Origin of the sequence: Sphingobacterium siyangense, assembly GCF_023277505.1 — a bacterium.
In the GTDB taxonomy this organism is placed as follows: Bacteria; Bacteroidota; Bacteroidia; order Sphingobacteriales; family Sphingobacteriaceae; genus Sphingobacterium; species Sphingobacterium siyangense.
Window position 1 is genome coordinate 2563401 of the sequence record NZ_CP080574.1, and the last position, 18397, is coordinate 2581797.

21 protein-coding genes are annotated in these 18397 nt (G+C 40.6%); 13 read left to right on the forward strand and 8 right to left on the reverse strand.

The genetic code is table 11. From position 1 onward, the window contains the following. Nucleotides 1-85 precede the first annotated feature (85 nt). The 3 genes from K2F45_RS10275 to mazG form a co-directional block, all read right to left on the reverse strand. Nucleotides 86-703 (reverse strand): deoxynucleoside kinase, encoded by a 618-nt coding sequence (locus K2F45_RS10275; protein ID WP_248933479.1) that lies wholly within the window; start codon nucleotides 701-703, stop codon nucleotides 86-88. A 12-nt stretch (nucleotides 704-715) separates the two neighbouring features. Next, nucleotides 716-1714, reverse strand: a complete 999-nt coding sequence (trpS, locus tag K2F45_RS10280) for a tryptophan--tRNA ligase (RefSeq protein ID WP_145327417.1) — start codon at nucleotides 1712-1714, stop codon at nucleotides 716-718. A 75-nt stretch (nucleotides 1715-1789) separates the two neighbouring features. After that, entirely contained in the window at nucleotides 1790-2602 is an 813-nt protein-coding gene (gene mazG, locus K2F45_RS10285; RefSeq protein ID WP_145327416.1) for a nucleoside triphosphate pyrophosphohydrolase, read from the reverse strand. Nucleotides 2603-2738: 136 nt separating this feature from the next. Between mazG and K2F45_RS10290 the strand changes: the two genes are divergently transcribed. The 4 genes from K2F45_RS10290 (at nucleotide 2739) to K2F45_RS10305 (ending at nucleotide 5217) form a co-directional block, all read left to right on the forward strand. Then, entirely contained in the window at nucleotides 2739-3038 is a 300-nt protein-coding gene (locus K2F45_RS10290) for a hypothetical protein (protein WP_075992067.1), read from the forward strand. 19 nt (nucleotides 3039-3057) lie between these two features. Beyond that, complete coding sequence (locus K2F45_RS10295; protein WP_248933480.1) at nucleotides 3058-3567, forward strand: hypothetical protein; 510 nt, start codon at nucleotides 3058-3060, stop codon at nucleotides 3565-3567. 107 nt (nucleotides 3568-3674) lie between these two features. Further along, complete coding sequence (locus K2F45_RS10300; protein ID WP_075992069.1) at nucleotides 3675-4358, forward strand: hypothetical protein; 684 nt, start codon at nucleotides 3675-3677, stop codon at nucleotides 4356-4358. A gap of 109 nt (nucleotides 4359-4467) precedes the next feature. Next, a complete protein-coding gene (locus tag K2F45_RS10305) occupies nucleotides 4468-5217 on the forward strand; it encodes an SDR family NAD(P)-dependent oxidoreductase (protein WP_075992070.1) in 750 nt (249 codons plus the stop codon). Between the two features lie 63 nt (nucleotides 5218-5280). Here K2F45_RS10305 and K2F45_RS10310 read toward each other — a convergent pair whose 3' ends face one another. The 5 genes from K2F45_RS10310 to K2F45_RS10330 all read right to left on the reverse strand — a co-directional run bounded on the left by K2F45_RS10310 (nucleotide 5281) and on the right by K2F45_RS10330 (nucleotide 9849). After that, nucleotides 5281-6744 carry a sulfatase family protein gene (locus K2F45_RS10310; protein ID WP_248933481.1) on the reverse strand — a complete coding sequence of 488 codons (1464 nt, stop codon included), beginning with the start codon at nucleotides 6742-6744 and terminating at the stop codon, nucleotides 5281-5283. 13 nt (nucleotides 6745-6757) lie between these two features. After that, nucleotides 6758-8317, reverse strand: a complete 1560-nt coding sequence (locus tag K2F45_RS10315) for a sulfatase family protein (RefSeq protein WP_248933482.1) — start codon at nucleotides 8315-8317, stop codon at nucleotides 6758-6760. Between the two features lie 152 nt (nucleotides 8318-8469). Then, complete coding sequence (locus K2F45_RS10320; protein ID WP_248933483.1) at nucleotides 8470-9054, reverse strand: YdeI/OmpD-associated family protein; 585 nt, start codon at nucleotides 9052-9054, stop codon at nucleotides 8470-8472. A gap of 8 nt (nucleotides 9055-9062) precedes the next feature. Continuing rightward, a complete protein-coding gene (locus tag K2F45_RS10325) occupies nucleotides 9063-9527 on the reverse strand; it encodes an SRPBCC domain-containing protein (protein ID WP_248933484.1) in 465 nt (154 codons plus the stop codon). Between the two features lies 1 nt (nucleotide 9528). Then, the gene (locus tag K2F45_RS10330; RefSeq protein WP_248933485.1) at nucleotides 9529-9849 is read right to left on the reverse strand and encodes an ArsR/SmtB family transcription factor; all 321 of its coding nucleotides are present in this window, start codon (nucleotides 9847-9849) and stop codon (nucleotides 9529-9531) included. 213 nt (nucleotides 9850-10062) lie between these two features. Here K2F45_RS10330 and K2F45_RS10335 point away from each other — a divergent pair, with 213 nt between their 5' ends. The 9 genes from K2F45_RS10335 (at nucleotide 10063) to K2F45_RS10375 (ending at nucleotide 18155) form a co-directional block, all read left to right on the forward strand. Then, nucleotides 10063-10695 carry a hypothetical protein gene (locus tag K2F45_RS10335; protein ID WP_248933486.1) on the forward strand — a complete coding sequence of 211 codons (633 nt, stop codon included), beginning with the start codon at nucleotides 10063-10065 and terminating at the stop codon, nucleotides 10693-10695. A 152-nt stretch (nucleotides 10696-10847) separates the two neighbouring features. Then, nucleotides 10848-12494, forward strand: a complete 1647-nt coding sequence (locus tag K2F45_RS10340; RefSeq protein WP_248933487.1) for a carboxylesterase/lipase family protein — start codon at nucleotides 10848-10850, stop codon at nucleotides 12492-12494. A 295-nt stretch (nucleotides 12495-12789) separates the two neighbouring features. Next, a complete protein-coding gene (locus tag K2F45_RS10345; protein ID WP_248933488.1) occupies nucleotides 12790-13923 on the forward strand; it encodes an NAD(P)/FAD-dependent oxidoreductase in 1134 nt (377 codons plus the stop codon). Further along, nucleotides 13914-14627: a methyltransferase domain-containing protein gene (locus K2F45_RS10350; protein WP_248933489.1), complete on the forward strand. Its 714-nt coding sequence runs from the start codon at nucleotides 13914-13916 to the stop codon at nucleotides 14625-14627. Before K2F45_RS10345 ends, K2F45_RS10350 begins: the two co-directional genes overlap by 10 nt. After that, nucleotides 14624-15676 carry a type III polyketide synthase gene (locus K2F45_RS10355; RefSeq protein ID WP_248933490.1) on the forward strand — a complete coding sequence of 351 codons (1053 nt, stop codon included), beginning with the start codon at nucleotides 14624-14626 and terminating at the stop codon, nucleotides 15674-15676. Before K2F45_RS10350 ends, K2F45_RS10355 begins: the two co-directional genes overlap by 4 nt. A 14-nt stretch (nucleotides 15677-15690) precedes the next feature. Next, nucleotides 15691-16131, forward strand: a complete 441-nt coding sequence (locus K2F45_RS10360; protein ID WP_232475751.1) for a 3-hydroxyacyl-ACP dehydratase FabZ family protein — start codon at nucleotides 15691-15693, stop codon at nucleotides 16129-16131. Beyond that, on the forward strand, nucleotides 16128-17399 hold the full coding sequence (locus tag K2F45_RS10365) for a beta-ketoacyl-[acyl-carrier-protein] synthase family protein (RefSeq protein ID WP_248933491.1): 1272 nt from the start codon (nucleotides 16128-16130) through the stop codon (nucleotides 17397-17399). The genes K2F45_RS10360 and K2F45_RS10365 overlap by 4 nt, the downstream gene beginning before the upstream one ends. A gap of 4 nt (nucleotides 17400-17403) precedes the next feature. Beyond that, on the forward strand, nucleotides 17404-17658 hold the full coding sequence (locus K2F45_RS10370) for an acyl carrier protein (protein ID WP_075992081.1): 255 nt from the start codon (nucleotides 17404-17406) through the stop codon (nucleotides 17656-17658). Further along, nucleotides 17655-18155: a 4'-phosphopantetheinyl transferase family protein gene (locus K2F45_RS10375; RefSeq protein WP_248933492.1), complete on the forward strand. Its 501-nt coding sequence runs from the start codon at nucleotides 17655-17657 to the stop codon at nucleotides 18153-18155. The genes K2F45_RS10370 and K2F45_RS10375 overlap by 4 nt, the downstream gene beginning before the upstream one ends. The last annotated feature ends 242 nt before the right edge of the window (nucleotides 18156-18397 follow it).

Sequence of the window (18397 nt, forward strand, 5' to 3'; positions counted from 1 at the left end):
TTATTTTTTATCAATGGATGGGCAATTGGAAGTTATCAAAAAGCCTGTAAAATAACGTTATTTTACAGGCTTTTTAATTCGCTGATTATTCGAACAATCCGAATAATTCGGCTTCGATTTTTTGAATGATATTGCCGAGGTCCTCTGGGTTTGTGGTGAAATCCAGGTTGTCCTTGTCCAGAATCATGACCTTACCTTCTTTGTAATTATTGATCCATTTATCATATTTATCGTTCAGTTTCGACAGATAATCCAAGCGAATTGCGGATTCATAGTCACGCCCCCTTTTTTGGATATTATTCACCAGGGTAGGGACAGAGGCTTTGAGGTAAATCAATAAATCTGGCGGTTTGATATAATGGATAATGCTTTGAAAAATATTACTATAGTTTTCAAAATCACGTGCGCTCATTAAACCCATATCATACAAGTTTTCGGCAAAGATATAAGCATCTTCATAAATGGTACGATCCTGAATCATATCAATGCCAGTTTCCTGCAATTTTACAATATGTCTAAAGCGACTGTTGAGGAAAAAAATCTGAAGATTGAATGCCCAGCGTTTCATGTCCGAATAAAAATCTTCCAGATAAGGATTGTTGTCTACAGCTTCAAACTGAGGTTCAAATTTAAAGTGACTGGCCAACATTTCGGTCAATGTTGTTTTGCCGGCACCTATATTTCCAACGATAGCGATGTGCATATTATTTCTAGCTTAATAAAATCTTTTAATACCAATAATCTCACGAACTTCTTTCAGCGTCTTGTGCGCGGATTCGCTTGCTTTTTCAGCGCCCATTTTTGCAACTTTAGCAATGTATGCATCATCGTTTGATATATCCTCTATACGGGAGCGTACATCGTTGGTTGCAAGGACCATATCTTCTGCCAATTGTTTTTTGAAATCACCATAACGAATTTCGCATTTGTTATAGAGTTCATCAAAATGCTGTAACGTATCTGCAGTAGATACGACCTTCATTAAATCAAAAAGATTTTGGATAGCTTCAGGCTTAGGCTGGTTCATTTCCGTCGGACCAGAATCGGATACAGCGCGCATCACTTTTTTACGAATTACGGTTTCACTGTCCGATAGATAAATACAATCTGCTTCACCATTGGATTTACCCATTTTTCCCTGGCCTGAAAGTCCGGGAACTTTCACCAATTTGTCAGCGTAGGAGAACGCAAACGCTTCTTTAAAATAATCTACGTTGTATAAGCGATTGAAGCGATTTCCAAAAGTCCGCGTCATCTCCAAATGCTGTTCCTGATCTTTACCTACGGGCACTTTTGTGCCATGGTGAATCAATATATCAGAGGCCATCAAGACCGGATAGGTCAATAAACCTGCGTTAACATTATCTGGACTGCTTCTAACTTTATCTTTAAATGCTGTAGCGCGTTCTAGCTCGCCGAGATAGGCGTTCATATTCATATATAGATAGAGTTCCGCAACTTCTGGAACATCTGATTGAACGTAAATAGTCGATTTTTCGGGGTCTATTCCTGCAGCTAAATATTCAACAATAACTTGACGAACCGTTCCCTGAAGTCCATGAGGAGTGGGGTGGGTCGTTAGTGAATGTAAATCCGCAATGAAAAAAAAGCAATTATATTCGTTTTGCATTTTCACAAAATTGCTCAATGCGCCGTAGTAATTTCCTAAATGTAATTTTCCGGTACTTCTGATACCGCTAACAACTGTTTCCATATTCCTGCGAATTTACGCATAAATTTGACAAAGTCGAATTAAATTCGGTCCGTGACTCCCTTTTTAGGGATTGCGTTATTTTTTTAATTTTTTAGCTTCATTCCAATAAACGTCCATTTCTTCTAGACTCATTTCCTGCAGTTGTTGCTTATTTTCAGCGGCTTTTTGTTCTAAATAGGTAAACCGTTCAATGAATTTTTTGTTGGTGCGTTCAAGTGCATTTTCAGGGTTTATGCCAATATGCCGTGCATAATTTATTAAGGAGAATAAAAGGTCGCCAAATTCCCCTTCTGCTTTTTCCTGATCCATTGGAAGCGCTGTCTCCAGATTAAATTCGGCTTTAAATTCGGCAAGCTCTTCCTCTACTTTTTCCCATACTTGTTTCTTATCTTCCCAGTCAAAGCCGACACCGCGAACTTTATCTTGGATACGATAGGCCTTTACCAAAGCGGGTAGGCCTTTTGGGACACCAGCAAGAACAGATGTATTGCCTTCTTTGAGCTTGATTGTTTCCCAATTGGACTTGACTTGATCTTCTGTATCAGCACTGGTGTCGCCATAGATGTGGGGATGGCGCGTAATCAATTTATCACAGATTGCATTGAGTACATCTACGATGTTGAAATGTCCTTCTTCTTCGGCAATGCGGGTATAGAATACCAGATGCATCAAGACGTCACCAAGTTCTTTTTTGATTTCTGGATAATCTTTTTCCAAAATGGCGTCGGTTAATTCATACATTTCCTCCATAGTCAAATGTCGAAGGGATTCCATAGTCTGTTTTTTATCCCAGGGACATTCAACCCGTAAGGTATATAAGACATCGAGTAATCGTTGAAAAGCGAGTTGAGGTGTATGCTGATACGCTGGTGCTGCTAGATTTGCCATATTTCATCGTGTTTGGTAGCACAAAAGTAGAAATATGATTTTGAATAAACTATTTCAAATTGCGGAAAACAAAACCCTTTTGTCAATCGTTTTATAATAAAAATTAGAATTTAGATCGGATTTAGAACAATCAACTATGGAAAGAATGCATGGGTACTCCTCTGCAAGTGTTGCTTTGGAAAAGTTAAACGACTTAGGCTATACAATAGACTATAATATTGAATTTGACGATTTGTTGGCTGATGCAGATCAGTACAGAATTGACTATTTATTTCGCTACGAAGGTGCATCAGATCCTGACGATGAATCATCAGTGTATGGTATTAGCAAAAATTCGGGACAGAAAGGTGTTTTTGTTGCGGGCAATTTGTCTTTAATCGAAGGTAAGAAACGGGATATTCTATTGCAATTGGAACTCAAAGAGCGGCAGCGATAGTCTTATGGAAAAAAATGGAATGGAAACAACAGAACGGCTTGAGGAGCTTAAGCTTTGGGCCTTGAAACGTGATGGTAAAGAGGTAGAGACGGAATATCATGATCTAGCTTCGGATCGTTGGTTGCAGGTTTATAGAAATGAAGCATTAAACCTCATGAAAGCGGGGTTCTACAATAAAGGTTCGGCTTTGTTTGAGTCTTATGTTGAGGTTCATTATCCACATGAACTGGAAAAATTGATTGGCAAATTGGAACGTAGTTATGACAGTTTACAGCGTTTTAGTCCGGGATTGCTTGAAGATGGTTTTTATAATCTCGTTTTAGGCGATATCCCTTTGCTCATGGCTGGTACGATCGTTGTTTTGCTTAGGGCCAAAGAGTCTGATTTTCCATCCATTTACAATAATGATGCGGATGCCGACATGCGAAGCTCTCCAAATTGGCTTATACAGCAGTCAAACAATGATATTTGGGTTGATATGCACCAGACTGCTTTAAATAATATTCACTACCCGGATAAAATTCTTTAGTCTGGCAAAATTTTTGTAGTCGATCGTACCAGAAAGAGGAAACCTGAATAGGTTGTTCACTTTTTGGACTTTTTATTGAATTATAAACCCATTCTAAATTTTATTTTATGATGTTGTACATTGGTATTTTTGCCGTTATCGTTGTGGCTTGCGTATTCATTTCTCTTATGATGATGAAAAAGCAAAAGGAGACGGCCAAAAAGTATGAAGGTGAATCCGGGATTGCCTTAGCTCCTGCCGTAAAGGGTGAATTGTTGAATGATGAATTTAGTGAATTAAGAAAACAATTGAACGGTGCTCCAATTGATGCCTTTACGCAATGTGCGTATATAGCAACGGTGGGGGACAAAGTTGCTTCAGCTGCAGCTACGGCAGCCAAGACTGTTGCCTGGGCGGCTGTAGGTGTAAAGGCTCGTTATAATGAGCGGGATAACGCTTCTTATCTGGTGCTGAGCAACAACGAGTTGCATTACATATTTTTCGATGATGGGGAGGTGAGAGACCATTTGGTTTTTGATCATGAAACCTTGCTCGATGCGCGAACTGCGCAGATTACTAATTCTGAAAAAGTAACACGCATGGGCTCTGTCATGGGCTTGAAACCTAAGAAAATGCATCTTGACGTCAATGGAAATGGGCTCGATATTATTTATTATGGTACTGTTCAGCGTATGCCACATGGTATTATTTCTCCAGGTTCAGGTATGTTTGAAACACAGGCGAGGCTTCAGTTGATGGGGCGTTTGTTTTTGGACAGATTATATAAAAAATATCCACAGCTGCAGGGTTAACTTTTCAAGTAATGTCATTTTAGTTTCGTTTTAATTGAAGTAAATCGCCCTTTTCGCTTGATTCCACGTTGCTTTTAGTAAATTGTATCTATCATAAAATTTATATCATATGAAAATTTTAGCAGATAAAGTAGCTTTAGTAACAGGTGCGGGTTCGGGGATCGGACTGGCAGTTGCATTGGCTTATGGTAAAGAAGGTGCAAAGGTCGTTGTCTCGGATATCAACGAGCAAGCGGGGAATGAAACCGTAAAACAAATTGAATCTCTAGGAGGCGAAGCTGTGTTTTTCAAAGCAGATAGCTCATCTCCCGCTGACAATGAAGCCTTGGTTGGTTACGCCGTCAAGACATTTGGCCGCCTTGATATTGCATGCAATAATGCTGGTATTGGTGGAGAGGCTGCACTAACGGGAGATTACAGTCTCGATGGATGGAAAAAAGTAATTGATATTAATTTCAATGGCGTATTTTATGGATGTAAATATCAGATAGAGGCCATGGAGCGGAACGGAGGTGGTGTTATTGTCAATATGGCTTCTATTCATGGTACCGTGGCTGCGCCTATGTCAAGTGCTTATACTTCAGCCAAACATGCTGTAGTGGGACTGACAAAGAACATCGGCGCAGAATATGGTCAAAAAAATATTCGTTGTAATGCGGTTGGACCTGGTTATATTGATACACCGTTATTGGCTAAGTTGGATAAAGAGCATATCAATGCGTTAATCAGTAAACACCCTATTGGACGTTTGGGAAAGGCAGAGGAAGTCGCTGAGCTGGTTCTTTTCCTAAGTTCGGATAAATCGTCTTTTATGACCGGAGGGTATTACTTAGTTGATGGTGGTTATACTGCTGTTTAACAGATCAGTTATAGTGCAAAAAAAAGGGATCCAAATGTGTCGTGTTGGATCCCTTTTTTTGCACTATAACTGTGCTGCCGGACGTATTTCAGTCCCTTCCATGTTATTTAATCCGTCACCCAGCGTGCGACGATATTTATCTGCTACCTGTTGGAGTTGTTTGACAATTTCGGGATATTGATCTTTTAGATCTCTATCTTCACCGGGATCAATTGCAAGATTATATAATGCCAAGGGGACTTTTACTGTAGCATATTTTCCTGGATACCGATCGCCGCCTATGGTTGCAGGTGCTTCGTATGTTTCGGTTTCAGCAGGAAAAACAAGCTTCCATTTTCCTTTTCGGATTGCTTTCAAATTGTTTTTATTATGATAATAAGCGAGTTCATCTCGTGGAGTACTTTGGGGATTACCCAATAGAAGCTCTGTAAAATCAATCCCATCGATTTTCTTTGTTGGCTTGGCTGCCTGGGTAATATTGACAATCGTTGGTAGTAAGTCCATATTGGTCAAAAGCTGGTTACTTACAGTTGCAGGTTTAACATGACCGGGCCAGCTTATAATGCAAGGTACTTTTAATCCACCATCAAATATAGTTGCTTTACCCTCTCTGAGCCCTCCTGTCGAACCGGCGTGGTTTCCAAACGTGAGCCATGGACCATTGTCACTCGTGAAAATAACAATAGTGTTTTCGAGCAGATGATTTTGTTCCAACGTCTTCATCACTTCGCCTACGGACCAGTCTACTTCTTCCATAACATCCCCAAACATACCGGCACCGCTTTTGCCTTTAAATTTTTCGGAAACGCCAAGTGGGACATGAACCATGGCATGGGCTAAATAGAGAAAGAAAGGGTTGTTTTTATTACGTGTGATAAAAGAGACCGCTCGGTTTGTATAATCGGTGGTCAATTGATCCTGACCATCAAAAGAATCGATAATTTTAACTGTTTTGTTGCCTTCGATTAAGGGAAGTGGGGGGTATTGGGCCCGCCAAAAAGTTGAATCTTTCCATTTTTTTCCTTCATAATCGTAGGCCCACATATCATTGGAGTAGGGAAGTCCATAGAACTCGTCAAAGCCATTTTGAAGGGGAAGGTAAGGTTCTTTATGTCCAAGATGCCATTTTCCGACCATGCCGGTTTTATATCCCTTGCTTTTCAATAGTTCGGCGATCGTTTGTTCATCGGGGTTAAGTGCAAATTTGGCATTATGGTCAATCGCGCCGCTAATGCCAATTCGCGTAGGGTAGCAGCCAGTTAATAGGGCACTTCGGGAAGCTGTACAGATTGGCTGCGCGGCATAAAAATCGGTGAAACGAAGACCTTGTGCTGCGAGTTTATCGATATTTGGCGTTTGGTAAGGGCCACCACCATAGCAGACTGGGTCGGCATAGCCCATATCATCCATTAAAATTATAATGATGTTTGGGGGTGGAGCTGGTTTATTCTCATCCGTAATAGAAGCTGCTGAAGCTCCAAGGTTAAATAAGAATGATATAAAAGAAAATATATACTTCAAATCCATCGTTTGCATTTAATTATTTAACGATTAAGTATTCTTGTTTGAGAACCTGCTGAAAAGCTGCCCTTGTTGCATCATCATCGCCCGCTTCAGCTTTAAGTTTAGCCAACTTTTTCTTCAACCTGGCAATTTCTTTGACATATTTTTTGTCTAGAATGGCATTGTGTGTTTCCATGGGATCTTGCTGCAGGTCATAGAATTCCCAAGCAGGAGCTGTTGTTTTGGAGTCGCTGCCCGTCATTTCTAATGGCTGTCCATAGAAATAGATCAGTTTGTAGCGTTCATCACGGACTCCAAGATGCGCCGGGCGTATTGGTGCATGTTGCCAGTAACGGTAATACATGGCAGACCGCCATGCTTTGGATGTATTTCCTTTGAGGTTATTCCGGAAGCTTTCGCCTTGGATGTAGGCGGGTTTTTTGATGCCGGCATAGTCTGCAAATAGTGCAGCGAAATCGATATTTAGAATCATGTCGTCTAATCGACTACCAGCTTTGATTTCTTTGGGGTAGCTGATCACAAAAGGCATGCGCAGTGATTCTTCGTACATCAATCGTTTATCCATAAAATTGTGTTCTCCTAAGAAGTATCCTTGGTCGGAAGCCAGGATCACAACGGTATTTTCGTCCAAATTTGCCGTTGTAAGATAGCGCATAATTTTCCCTAGATTATCATCGATTCCAGCGACGCAACGCAGATAATCTTTGAGGAACTTTTGGTAGATCTTTTTGCGGGCTTCCAAAGGGGCCATTCCTTTTGTTGAAAACGGAAGCTCAGGATAAGATGTCCAAAAAGGGCCTACCGAAGCTTGCTCATAACGGTGGCCAAGCTCCTCCAAGGGCTGCCCTTCAAAAGAGCGTCCAGTTGTGATTGCTCCTGAATCCAAAAATGTTGGGGGATAAGGAAACTCCACATCTTTGTAGTAATCTTTGAATCGCTCGGCAAAATCAAAGGGTTCATGCGTCGCTTTGTAATGACACATTAAGAAGAAGGGTTTATCGGGGTTGCGTGATTTTAACCAATCCAGACTCATCGTTGTGGTGATATCATCTACATAGCCTTCGTAAGGTGTACCGGCCTCTTCCTTATCATTCCAGTTGTCTTTAGAGAGGTAAGTCGGGTTATGATAAACACCGTGTCCAGGAAGAACTTTAAAATCGTCAAATCCACTTGGCCTTTTTTTTAGATGCCATTTCCCAAACACAGCAGTTTGGTAGCCCGCATTGTGCAGATCCTTGGCGATATTTTCCTTATCGGGATCCAACGCATCTTCCAGTGTGTAGACTTGGTTTTTATTACTGTACTGTCCTGTCAGTATGCTTGCACGGCTAGGGGTGCAAATTGCATTGGTACAGAATGTATTATTGAGTACCGCCCCCTGACTGGCTAATTTTTCAATATTCGGATTTTTGACAAAATCTTTTAAAATACCGCCATATACGCCCCATGCTTGGGCTGTGAAATCGTCCGTTAGGATAAAGACGATATTGGGGCGTTGTGTTGCGTTGTTCTTTTTCTGTGCTTGTGAAAAAATGGGCAATAGGCCGCAGATGAGCAATACAAATTTTTTATTCATGTGAATTCAGCTATATATTAGTCGACGAATTGACTATATCGGATTGCAATAATAGTTATAATCGTTCGTCTTGGTCTGGTTCTGTCTATTTGATTGTAGACAAATCTACTCTTTATAGACAAATATATAACGGATAAACTGTAATAAATATGTTAGTCATCGATACCTTTTCCATCTAGAATATGCTGGTAATATTTTTCGATTCTCGCCTCACGTGTTTTCTCTTGTTTTGCCTGGTTAAAGTAGAATAGATACCCTTTTTGTCGACCTGGTGTAAGTGATTGAAAAGCTTTTTGAAGTAAAGGGTCTTCAAGTAAGGCACGCTTAAATTCTTCCGCTACAGGGTAATCGGCAGCTTTTCGCATGTCAACTTTCTTGCCTGATTTTTCAATTTCGATGGCCTCCTGAATATATGTCGATATCACTTCTCGCAATGATTCTATCTGCTCAATAGTGGTGAATCTAAGCTGTCTGGCTGACTGAACATTTTCGGTTTGCTGGATCAGTATATTTTTGGGATCTTTTAATAATGCACCTTTATGGAATAGCAGCGCACAGTATTCTTTAAACCCGTGTATCAATACGACATTTTTACCTTCAAATGTATAACAAGGATGCATCCATTTATAATCCTCTTGCAGTGTTTTATTGCCACGGACAATTTCTCTCAACAGATTGAATTCTTCATTCCATCTTGTCGCATTTTCAAAAAAATGTTCAATTTTTAGATTCATCATGTAGTGCTTTAGGTAAGTTTAGCAAGAATTTCTTGTAATCTGTTGTGCGCCATATTGATTCCTCGCGCAAAAGGCATCTGTAACAGCTGGTTCCGAAATGCGACCGACTGAAATATTATATGGATGTGAAGCCTGCTGCGTTCTGCACTTATTTTTTCAAATGTTAAATATTCCAACTGTACGGGAAATGTGCTGTTTTCCATTTCAAAAGTCCGTGTGATGCGTTGATTGGGGAGGAATTCGTGTATCGCTCCATTTGCTTTGAACATGACCTGGCCGTTGTGCGAAGTTTCAAAGGCATAGGAGCCATGCTTTTTATTTTCCAATTTCAGGACTTTGGTTCCCATCCACTGCTCGAAAATTTCGGGATCCTCATATGCTTTGAAGAGCAGTTCAATAGGCAAATCGAATTCCCTTGTAATGACAATCTCCTGTTTATTATCCTCCGCCTGGACGTTAGTTTTTGGCTCCATATTATTTGTCTTTGTAGTTTAGCATAATAGCTTCCAATTTATTGAATCTGTCGTCCCACATTTGACGGAAAGGTTCAATAAAATCCGCAATTTCTTTCATCTTCGATGGGTTGAGTTGATAATATATCTCGCGTCCATTTTGTTGAAACTTTAATAATTCACATTCCGTCAATATTTGCAAATGTTTTGAAACGGTCGGTCTTGCCGTATTGAAATTGGCTGCAATTGCACCAGCAGTCATGGCTTGTGAGGCTAGAAGAAGTAAGATCGCTCTTCTGGTTGGGTCTGCTATAGCTTGGAAAACATCTCGTCTTAAGTTCATATTGATTTATTTGACTACTAATATAAGTGTAGTTATTTGGCTACGCAAATTTTTTATAAATTATTTGTAACGGAATAGCTGGGGGTGGAGCTAACGTGGATCAACGAATAAAAATTTTTTCCTGGCGAATTTAAAATGAAAGCGATCGGGAATTAAACCTATGGATCAATGTTTGGTGAATAATGTTAAATTAGCGTAATTAATTATAGCAGGATGAAAACACAGTTATCGTATTTAAAAAAATTAAGCGTATTGGGAACGAAAACCTTAGTCAAATATTATTTGCTGGCTATTGTTTCGACTTTACTGTATTTGGTGGTTGGCAGTTTTCAGTTTAAGGCTAGTCATGAAGCTTTCTTTTCGACGGTCAGTCCTGCGCAAGCCGCAGCTAAATTCATTTGGCTGATTGGACTGATCCTGCTACCTGTACTACTTTTTATTTTTAGCAACAAATATGTATTTTCAAAGATTGCAAGTCTTGTTGTAGAAGAAAGGCAGGATGATCTCATTCTTCCGGCATTTGATAAAGTATTATTAATTTTTCAATCGAATCAGCCCGATGTAATACAAAATGTCGCTGATTATTCTTTTGCAAAACTTAAATTGATCAATGACGTGAAAAATAATAAAATCGAGAGCCCTTGGGTGCGACGAATTGTCATTTTTGGTCTGAATAAAGTGAGATTTGATGCCCTCGATTTAGACAAAAACGATAGCTTTTATGCGATCGTACGATCGAAGTTTATCCAGGTACTCGAAATCTTAACAGAACCAAGTAGCAAACCATTTTGGCTATGTATTCTTGCGCAATGGCTTATTCTACTTTTTGTGTGGCTGGCCAACTAAATGTGTTGATCACTGCAAGTAAGCAAGCAAGCAAGCAAGCAAGCAAGCAAGCAAGCAAGCAAGTGCTGAAATAACAGAATATCACGACGGTATAAGTTTTATTTTGTATTTTAACTGTAAGAATAAAAACCATAGAGTTTTAAATGGATGTTATGATGAAAAATATTTTTTTTACTGTTGTTCAGCTTTTGGTTGCATCATTTGTTTTCGCACAAATGCCTCAGGTAAAGGTTGAGGAGGGGGTACTAGAAGGAATTACCTTGTCAAGCGGGGTAGAGTCTTTTCGAGGGATTCCTTTTGCAAAACCGCCAGTAGGCGACCTGAGGTGGAAAGAACCGCAAGCTGCTGAACATTGGTCTGGTATTCGTAAGGCAGATCATTTTGGTTATTCTCCGATGCAGAAACCGATCTATGGGGACATGCGATTTCGGTCACCAGGGATCAGTGAAGACTGTCTCTACCTGAATGTATGGCGTCCAAAGACTCTTGGTTCGGGCAAACTTCCTGTTTTAGTTTATTTTTACGGCGGAGGTTTCAATGCTGGTGATGGATCGGAAAATCGCTATGATGGTGAAAGTTTTGCCAAAGAAGGTCTTATTGTCGTTACTGTCAACTATCGCCTTGGTATCTTTGGCTTTTTTGCGCATCCAGCATTAACCGAGGAATCTCCGAAACATGCTTCCGGAAATTATGGACTGCTGGATCAACATGCAGCTTTGGTTTGGGTCAAGAAAAATATTGCTGCATTTGGTGGGGATCCCGATGCCGTCACCATCGGTGGTGAGTCGGCAGGGAGTATGTCGGTTTCTGCCCAGATGACGAGTCCGTTGTCCAAAGGACTATTTAAACGTGCTATCGGTCAGAGCGGAAGTGTTTTTAACTTGCGGTATGGCACTGCCTCTATTACGGAGCAAGAGCAACAGGGGACTGCGTTTGCAACGCGCATAAATGCCGAAGGGCTTGATCAACTGCGTAAAATTCCTGCGGCCGAACTCCTTGATAAAGCCAGCGAGCCAGGGGCCTTTGCGACCCGTTTGATTGTTGACGGCTATTTTCTGCCTAAATCTCCTTTGGCTATTTTTGAGGCAGGGGAACAGTCTAAAGTCCCGCTACTTGCAGGCTGGACGTCTACGGAAGCTCCATATACCGCCTACATGGGTAAATTGTATCCATCTCCGGAGAATTATGAAAAATTAGTAAGAGCACAATATGACCTTAAGGCTGACGAAGTGCTCAAGCTTTATCCTGGAAAGACAGAGGCGGAAGTCATTCGGTCAGCAACTGCCTTAGGTAGCGATAATTTTATCGTTTATAGTACCTGGAAATGGCTTGATCTGCAACGAAAGAATAGCGGTCAGCCAGTCTACGTTTATATATTCGGTAAACCGCGACCACCCATGCAACCGGCATACCGCGATGCTCAAACCGGGCTTGCCGGCGGAATTACCAAGAAATCTGCGCAGGAAGCTAAGGAAAAAAGCCCACAGCCCCTACCGGGTGCTTTCCATGCGAGTGATATTGAATATTTATTGGGAAATCTGCAGAGCAATGATGTCTTTGCATGGACGGAAGACGATTACAAGGTATCAAAACTTGGTCAGCAGTACTTTATTAATTTTATCAAGACGGGCGATCCAAATGGAAAAGGGCTCGCAACCTGGCCGAAAACAACAGCAAAAGATAAACGCATGAATATTCTGAATTTGAATATTGAGGTGAAGGCGTCTGCTGAAGAATTTCGGAACAGATATCTTTTTCTGGATAAATTGTTTGTCGACCGTGAAGATAAATTCAGGTAGACGCCTTCTTTACTCAACTTACCGCAGTGGTTAAGCCGGTTGTCTATCAGGTAAATTAAAGTGCTTTTTATTTTACACCCAAATAAAAACTATTTATCGCAAAGGGCTGTTATCAGATAGACTTTTGATAAAAGCGTATGGACGATATTGCCCTATGCAGGGAGATGTTAGACCGAGGACAGGTTTATCAAGAATCGTTTGTTGAATAGCGAGGGGCAACCAATTTAGGAAACTGAAGTACGATTTATGGCGTTTATTTTTGTAAATGATACGCATATAGAGCAAACTTGGATATATGACAATAAATCCTGATGTGATTATTATAGGCGGTGGTTTGGCCGGACTTACAAGTGCATTGCATCTGTCTAAACAAGGATTCAACGTGACGTTAATCGAAAAACATGATTTTCCTCGTCATAAGGTTTGCGGCGAATATGTTTCGAATGAAATTTTGGCCTACCTACATTGGCTGCAAGTGGATGTTGAATCGCTATATCCAACACACATTCAGGAGCTTGAGTTCACAACAGAAGGCGGGCAGATGAATAGGGTCAGGTTACCCTTGGGTGGGATTGGTATCAGTCGTTACGCGTTGGATGATCTGTTATATCAGCAAGCAAAAAGTAATGGCTGTACAATTGTTATTGCTACTGTAACAGGTATATCCTTTAGCGCTGATACATTTACTGTTTCGTTTCAAGATCAGGTATTAAGATCAAAAATTGTACTGGGCGCGTATGGAAAACGCAGCAATATCGATCAGCTCTTATCCCGTGATTTTATAACGAAAACCTCTCCTTGGATGGCTGTTAAGGCACACTATTCGGGCGATTTTCCGAATGACCTAATTGCCTTGCATCATTTTGAAGGAGGCTATTGTGGGATTTCCAAGGTCGAAGATGAGCGGATAAATTTATGTTATCTTGCCGATGTAAAAACGTTCAAGAGATACAAAAACATAGGTGATTATCAGAAGTATGTTTTGTCTAAAAACAGACATCTTAAGTATTTTTTTGAGCACAATAGGCTACTTTTTGAAAAACCGCTCACGATCAGTCAATTTTCATTTGATAAGAAATCAACGGTAGAAAACCATATTCTTATGATTGGTGATACAGCCGGTCTTATTCATCCATTGTGCGGAAATGGGATTGCGATGGCGATACACAGTGCAAAAATAGCTTCTGAGCTTGTCCTGGAATATTACCGGGGTCATATTCATTCACGAAAGCAATTGGAAAAGGCTTATGTCAAGCAATGGAATCGAACGTTTAAAAGACGCCTCTTATTCGGACGACTTCTGTCGCGGCTGTTAAGCTATAAAATAGGGACCGCAGTTTTAATGAAGACTGCCTCATTTTTTCCGAAAATGCTCAGCTGGATTATTAAACAAACTCATGGAAATGCAAGGTCAATAAAATGGGAATAAACACAAAACAGAGAACATCGGAGCATGAGATCATGGACGATTTTCTGCTCGAAGGAGAAGAACTTCGGACCACATTAGACAGGATAGCAAAGATTAATCGTTTTTTAGGCGGAAATAGCATTACGCTGAACGGTGTAAAAAAATTGCTTTCAACCAGCTGCAAGAATGAAACAATAACGATTGTGGATATCGGTTGTGGCAATGGGGACATGCTTCGCATGTTGAGCGATTATGGCAATAGACATCATATTAAGCTTTCAATGCTCGGTATAGATGCCAACCCCTATACAATAAATTATGCGGGGGATTTGTCTAAAGATTATACCAATATATCCTATTTGTGTGCGGATATCTTTGAAGAGAATTTTGAAGATGTCAAGTATGACATTGTTCTGTGTACGCTTACCATACATCATTTTGACGATGAAGAGATCCTTCGTTTGCTAGGTAGTCTGGTCAACGTATCAAAATTAGGGGTCGTCATTAACGATTTACAAAGGAGTAAAATTGCTTACCGGCTTTTTCAAACCATTGCTGTTCTTTTTAGGTTAAATAGAATGACAAAAGTGGACGGGCTTGTTTCTATACTGCGTGGGTTTAAAAAAGAGGAACTTACACAATTTTCCAATAAACTGAAACTAGAAAATTATAGCATCCAATGGAAATGGGCCTTTCGTTACCAGTGGATAATTTCCAATATATGAATGTTAAAATAATAACTGTTGCGAAGCAACTCCCTAGATACTCTTGTGCTACCGTTGATATCCTTCCGCTATTGGATATTTGGCTCCATGGACAAGAGCCTCGCTTTATTAAGAAGATCAAGAAACTTTTCGAAGGTTCCGCTGTGGAAAGACGATATGCTATTATGGATCCGAGAGAGGTCTTCACTGCGACGTCTTTTGAAGAAAAAAATAATGTGTACTGCCGGGAGGCAACGGTCCTAGGGGAGCAAGCACTTCGTAAGGCCCTTGAACAGACCAGATGGGATCCGCAGTCTCTGGATTATATCATTACAGTGAGTTGTACTGGAATTATGATCCCTTCCCTAGACGCGTATCTCATCAATAAGATGAAACTCCGACAGGATACTGTGCGGTTACCAGTTACCGAAATGGGCTGTGTTGCCGGTGTTTCAGGTATTATTTATGCTAAAAATTTTCTTCAGGCTAATCCAGGCAAACGTGCTGCGGTCATAGCCGTCGAAGCGCCAACAGCAACTTTTCAGCTGGAAGATTTCTCCATGTCAAATATGGTCAGTGCCGCAATATTTGGTGATGGTGCAGCTTGCTGTCTGCTTTCCTCCGACGAGTCAGACAATGGTCCGGTGATTATCGATCAGGAGATGTACCATTTTTACGATGCGGAAGATATTATGGGATTTAAGCTGACAAACAGCGGTATGCAGATGATACTGGATGTTGAAGTGCCGAATGTGATCGCGTCTCATTTTGACGCTGTTATACATCCATTTTTGAAGAAGAACCAGCTTAAAATTAAAGATGTTGATTACATGATTTTTCATCCAGGTGGAAAAAAGATTGTAGCTACAATCGAAGATATTTTTGCTGAATTTGATAAAGATATTGAGGATACTAAGGCTGTGCTGGCACAGTATGGTAATATGTCGAGCGCTACGGTGTTATATGTCCTCGAACGTATTATGAAACGTAGTCCTCAGGTCGGTGAATTAGGGCTGATGCTGAGTTTCGGTCCTGGATTTTCGGCGCAGCGCGTTTTATTACAGTGGTAACCTACAAAATTTGAATGATGGATCTGAATTCTATACTAGCGAAATTGCCTTACAGTGCCCCGTTTTTATTTGTCGATGCGTTGACCCATGTCGATGAGGAAGGTGTTGCAGGTACCTATACCTTTGATGAAAATTTGGATTTTTATAGAGGACATTTTAATGAAAAAGCGATCACTCCAGGAGTTATTCTGATCGAAACGATGGCCCAAATAGGTTTAGCTTGTTTGGGAATTTTTCTGCTCAATAAAGACTTGAAAAAGGGTTCTTCTATTGCGTTGACTTCTACTGAAATACAATTTTTAAAACCCGTGTATCCGAAGGAAAAAGTTACGGTAATTTCAAAAAAAATATATTTTAGGTTTGGAAAGTTAAAGTGTACAGTTACAATGAAAAATGAAGCTGGCCAGGAGGTTTGTAAGGGAATATTGGCAGGTATGATTACTGAGGAGCTATGAAGAGAGTTGTTATTACTGGATTAGGGGTCGTTGCACCCAATGGAGTGGGAGTACCGGCCTTTACACAGGCGCTAAAAGAGGGTGTCTCCGGTGTTAGACATGATGTGCAGTTGGAAAAATTGCAATTTTCCTGTCAGATTGCTGGAATGCCACAAGTATCGGATGATCTCAAAAGACAATATTTCACGGAACTTGAGCTCAGGGGTTTTAACAGTACAGGCATATTATATGGTGTCATAGCAGGAATGGAGGCTTGGACAAATGCAGGTTTTCCTATTGCCTTAAATTCGGTCCCCGATTGGGATAGCGGAACAGTATTTGGTTCAGGCACCTCAGGTATCGATAAGTTTCGGGAGAGTATTTATAAAATTGATGAGCTGCAAACACGTAGGCTAGGCAGTACAGTCGTTGCCCAAACGATGAACAGTGGTGTCAGTGCATATTTAGGTGGGAAATTAGGGCTCGGAAATCAGGTAACCACCAATTCCTCTGCCTGTGCTACCGGAACCGAAGCAATTCTAATGGCATATGACCGGATTAGGTCCGGAAGAGCAAAGCGCATGCTAGCAGGTAGTACTGGAGATAGTGGACCTTATATTTGGGGTGGTTTTGATGCACTGCGTGTCTGTAGTTCGCAACATAATGACCGCCCTTCGGAAGGTTCTCGCCCAATGAGTGCAACAGCCGCAGGATTCGTCCCGGGTAGTGGAGCTGGAGCCCTGCTATTGGAGGATTTGGAAAGTGCCATAGAACGCAAGGCCATGATATATGGCGAATTATTGGGCGGTCAAGTAAATTCTGGAGGGCAACAGGGAACGGGCAGTATGACAGCTCCAAATGCTGATGCTGTACGCCGATGCATTGCGGAAGCCCTAAAAAATTCGGGTGTCTCCGGATGGGATGTCGATGCCATAAACGGTCATTTAACGGCAACGGCCAAAGATGCTTTTGAAATAGAAAACTGGACTGAGGCCCTTGGACGTACAGGGAAAGATTTTCCATTGATAAACTCGCTAAAAGGAATGACTGGGCATTGTCTCAGTGCGGCAGGTAGCATAGAATGCGTGGCCACAGTTTTGCAGTTATATCATGGATTTGTATTTGGGAACATTAATTGTACTGATTTACATCCTGAGATTGCAGCAATGATTGATCCATCAAGGGTACCATTACATCAAGTTGATGTCAAACCTCATATTATAGCCAAAGCGAGTTTCGGATTTGGGGATGTAAATGCCTGTTTAATATTTAAAAAATTTGATAACTAAACCTATGAACAGAGAAGAATTGATCGGGGCTTTAAAGCCAATTATAGCACCTTACACAACAAACGAAGAAGCATTTGGAAAGCTTACTGAAAAGACTGATTTTATGCGTGATCTACAAATCAATTCAGCAAATTTGGTTGATATTGTCCTGGATATCGAAGATCAATTTGGGATCGTTATTGAAAATTCCGATATGGAACGTATGCTTAATGTCGGAGCTGCAGTCGAAATAATCGAAAGCAAGTTACAAGAAAAATGATTGGTAATGACGTTATCGACCTGGTTCAGTCCAGAAAAGATAGTAATTGGAGACGTAGGGGCTTTGTTTCAAAGCTATTTAATGAGCATGAACAACTGTTGATTGTGAACAGTCCAGATCCAGAAATTGTTGTTTGGCTCTTATGGAGCATGAAAGAGGCTGCCTATAAAATATGGAATAGACAGACAGGAATTCGGAAATATATACCTAAAGGGTTGCTATGTTCAGTTACTGAACGGTCTTCTTGCAACGCAACGGGAGAAGTCATCTGCGAAGGGAAGAGGTATTACACTAAGACCATTGTTTGCCCTGATTTTATACATACCATCGCAGTTGGCGAATTGGTTCATTTAGGCAATATTGTAGAAATCGGAAAAGGTGAAATTGTTAAAGATGCTCAGGGGATACCAAGCATCATTCTGAAAGATAGCGGCACACACTTACCCGTTTCTGTAAGTAACCATGGCCGTTTTGAGAGAATAGTTGCGATTACATGAAAAAGTTAGTGTCATTAACCTTTATGTTTTATGTAACTATATGTCATTAGTTGTACTATTCCAATTTATATGTTTAATGTTTTTTTTAATAGCGGCATTATACGATTGAGTTTTTTCCTGCAGCCTCCTAGTTGCATTGCATAACTAGGAGAGCCTGATGACAGCAGCTACTTTTCAATTCATAAGATAGCTAGCTAGGGTAGATCTGAAAGAAAAATTCCAAGAACCACGTATAGCTTATC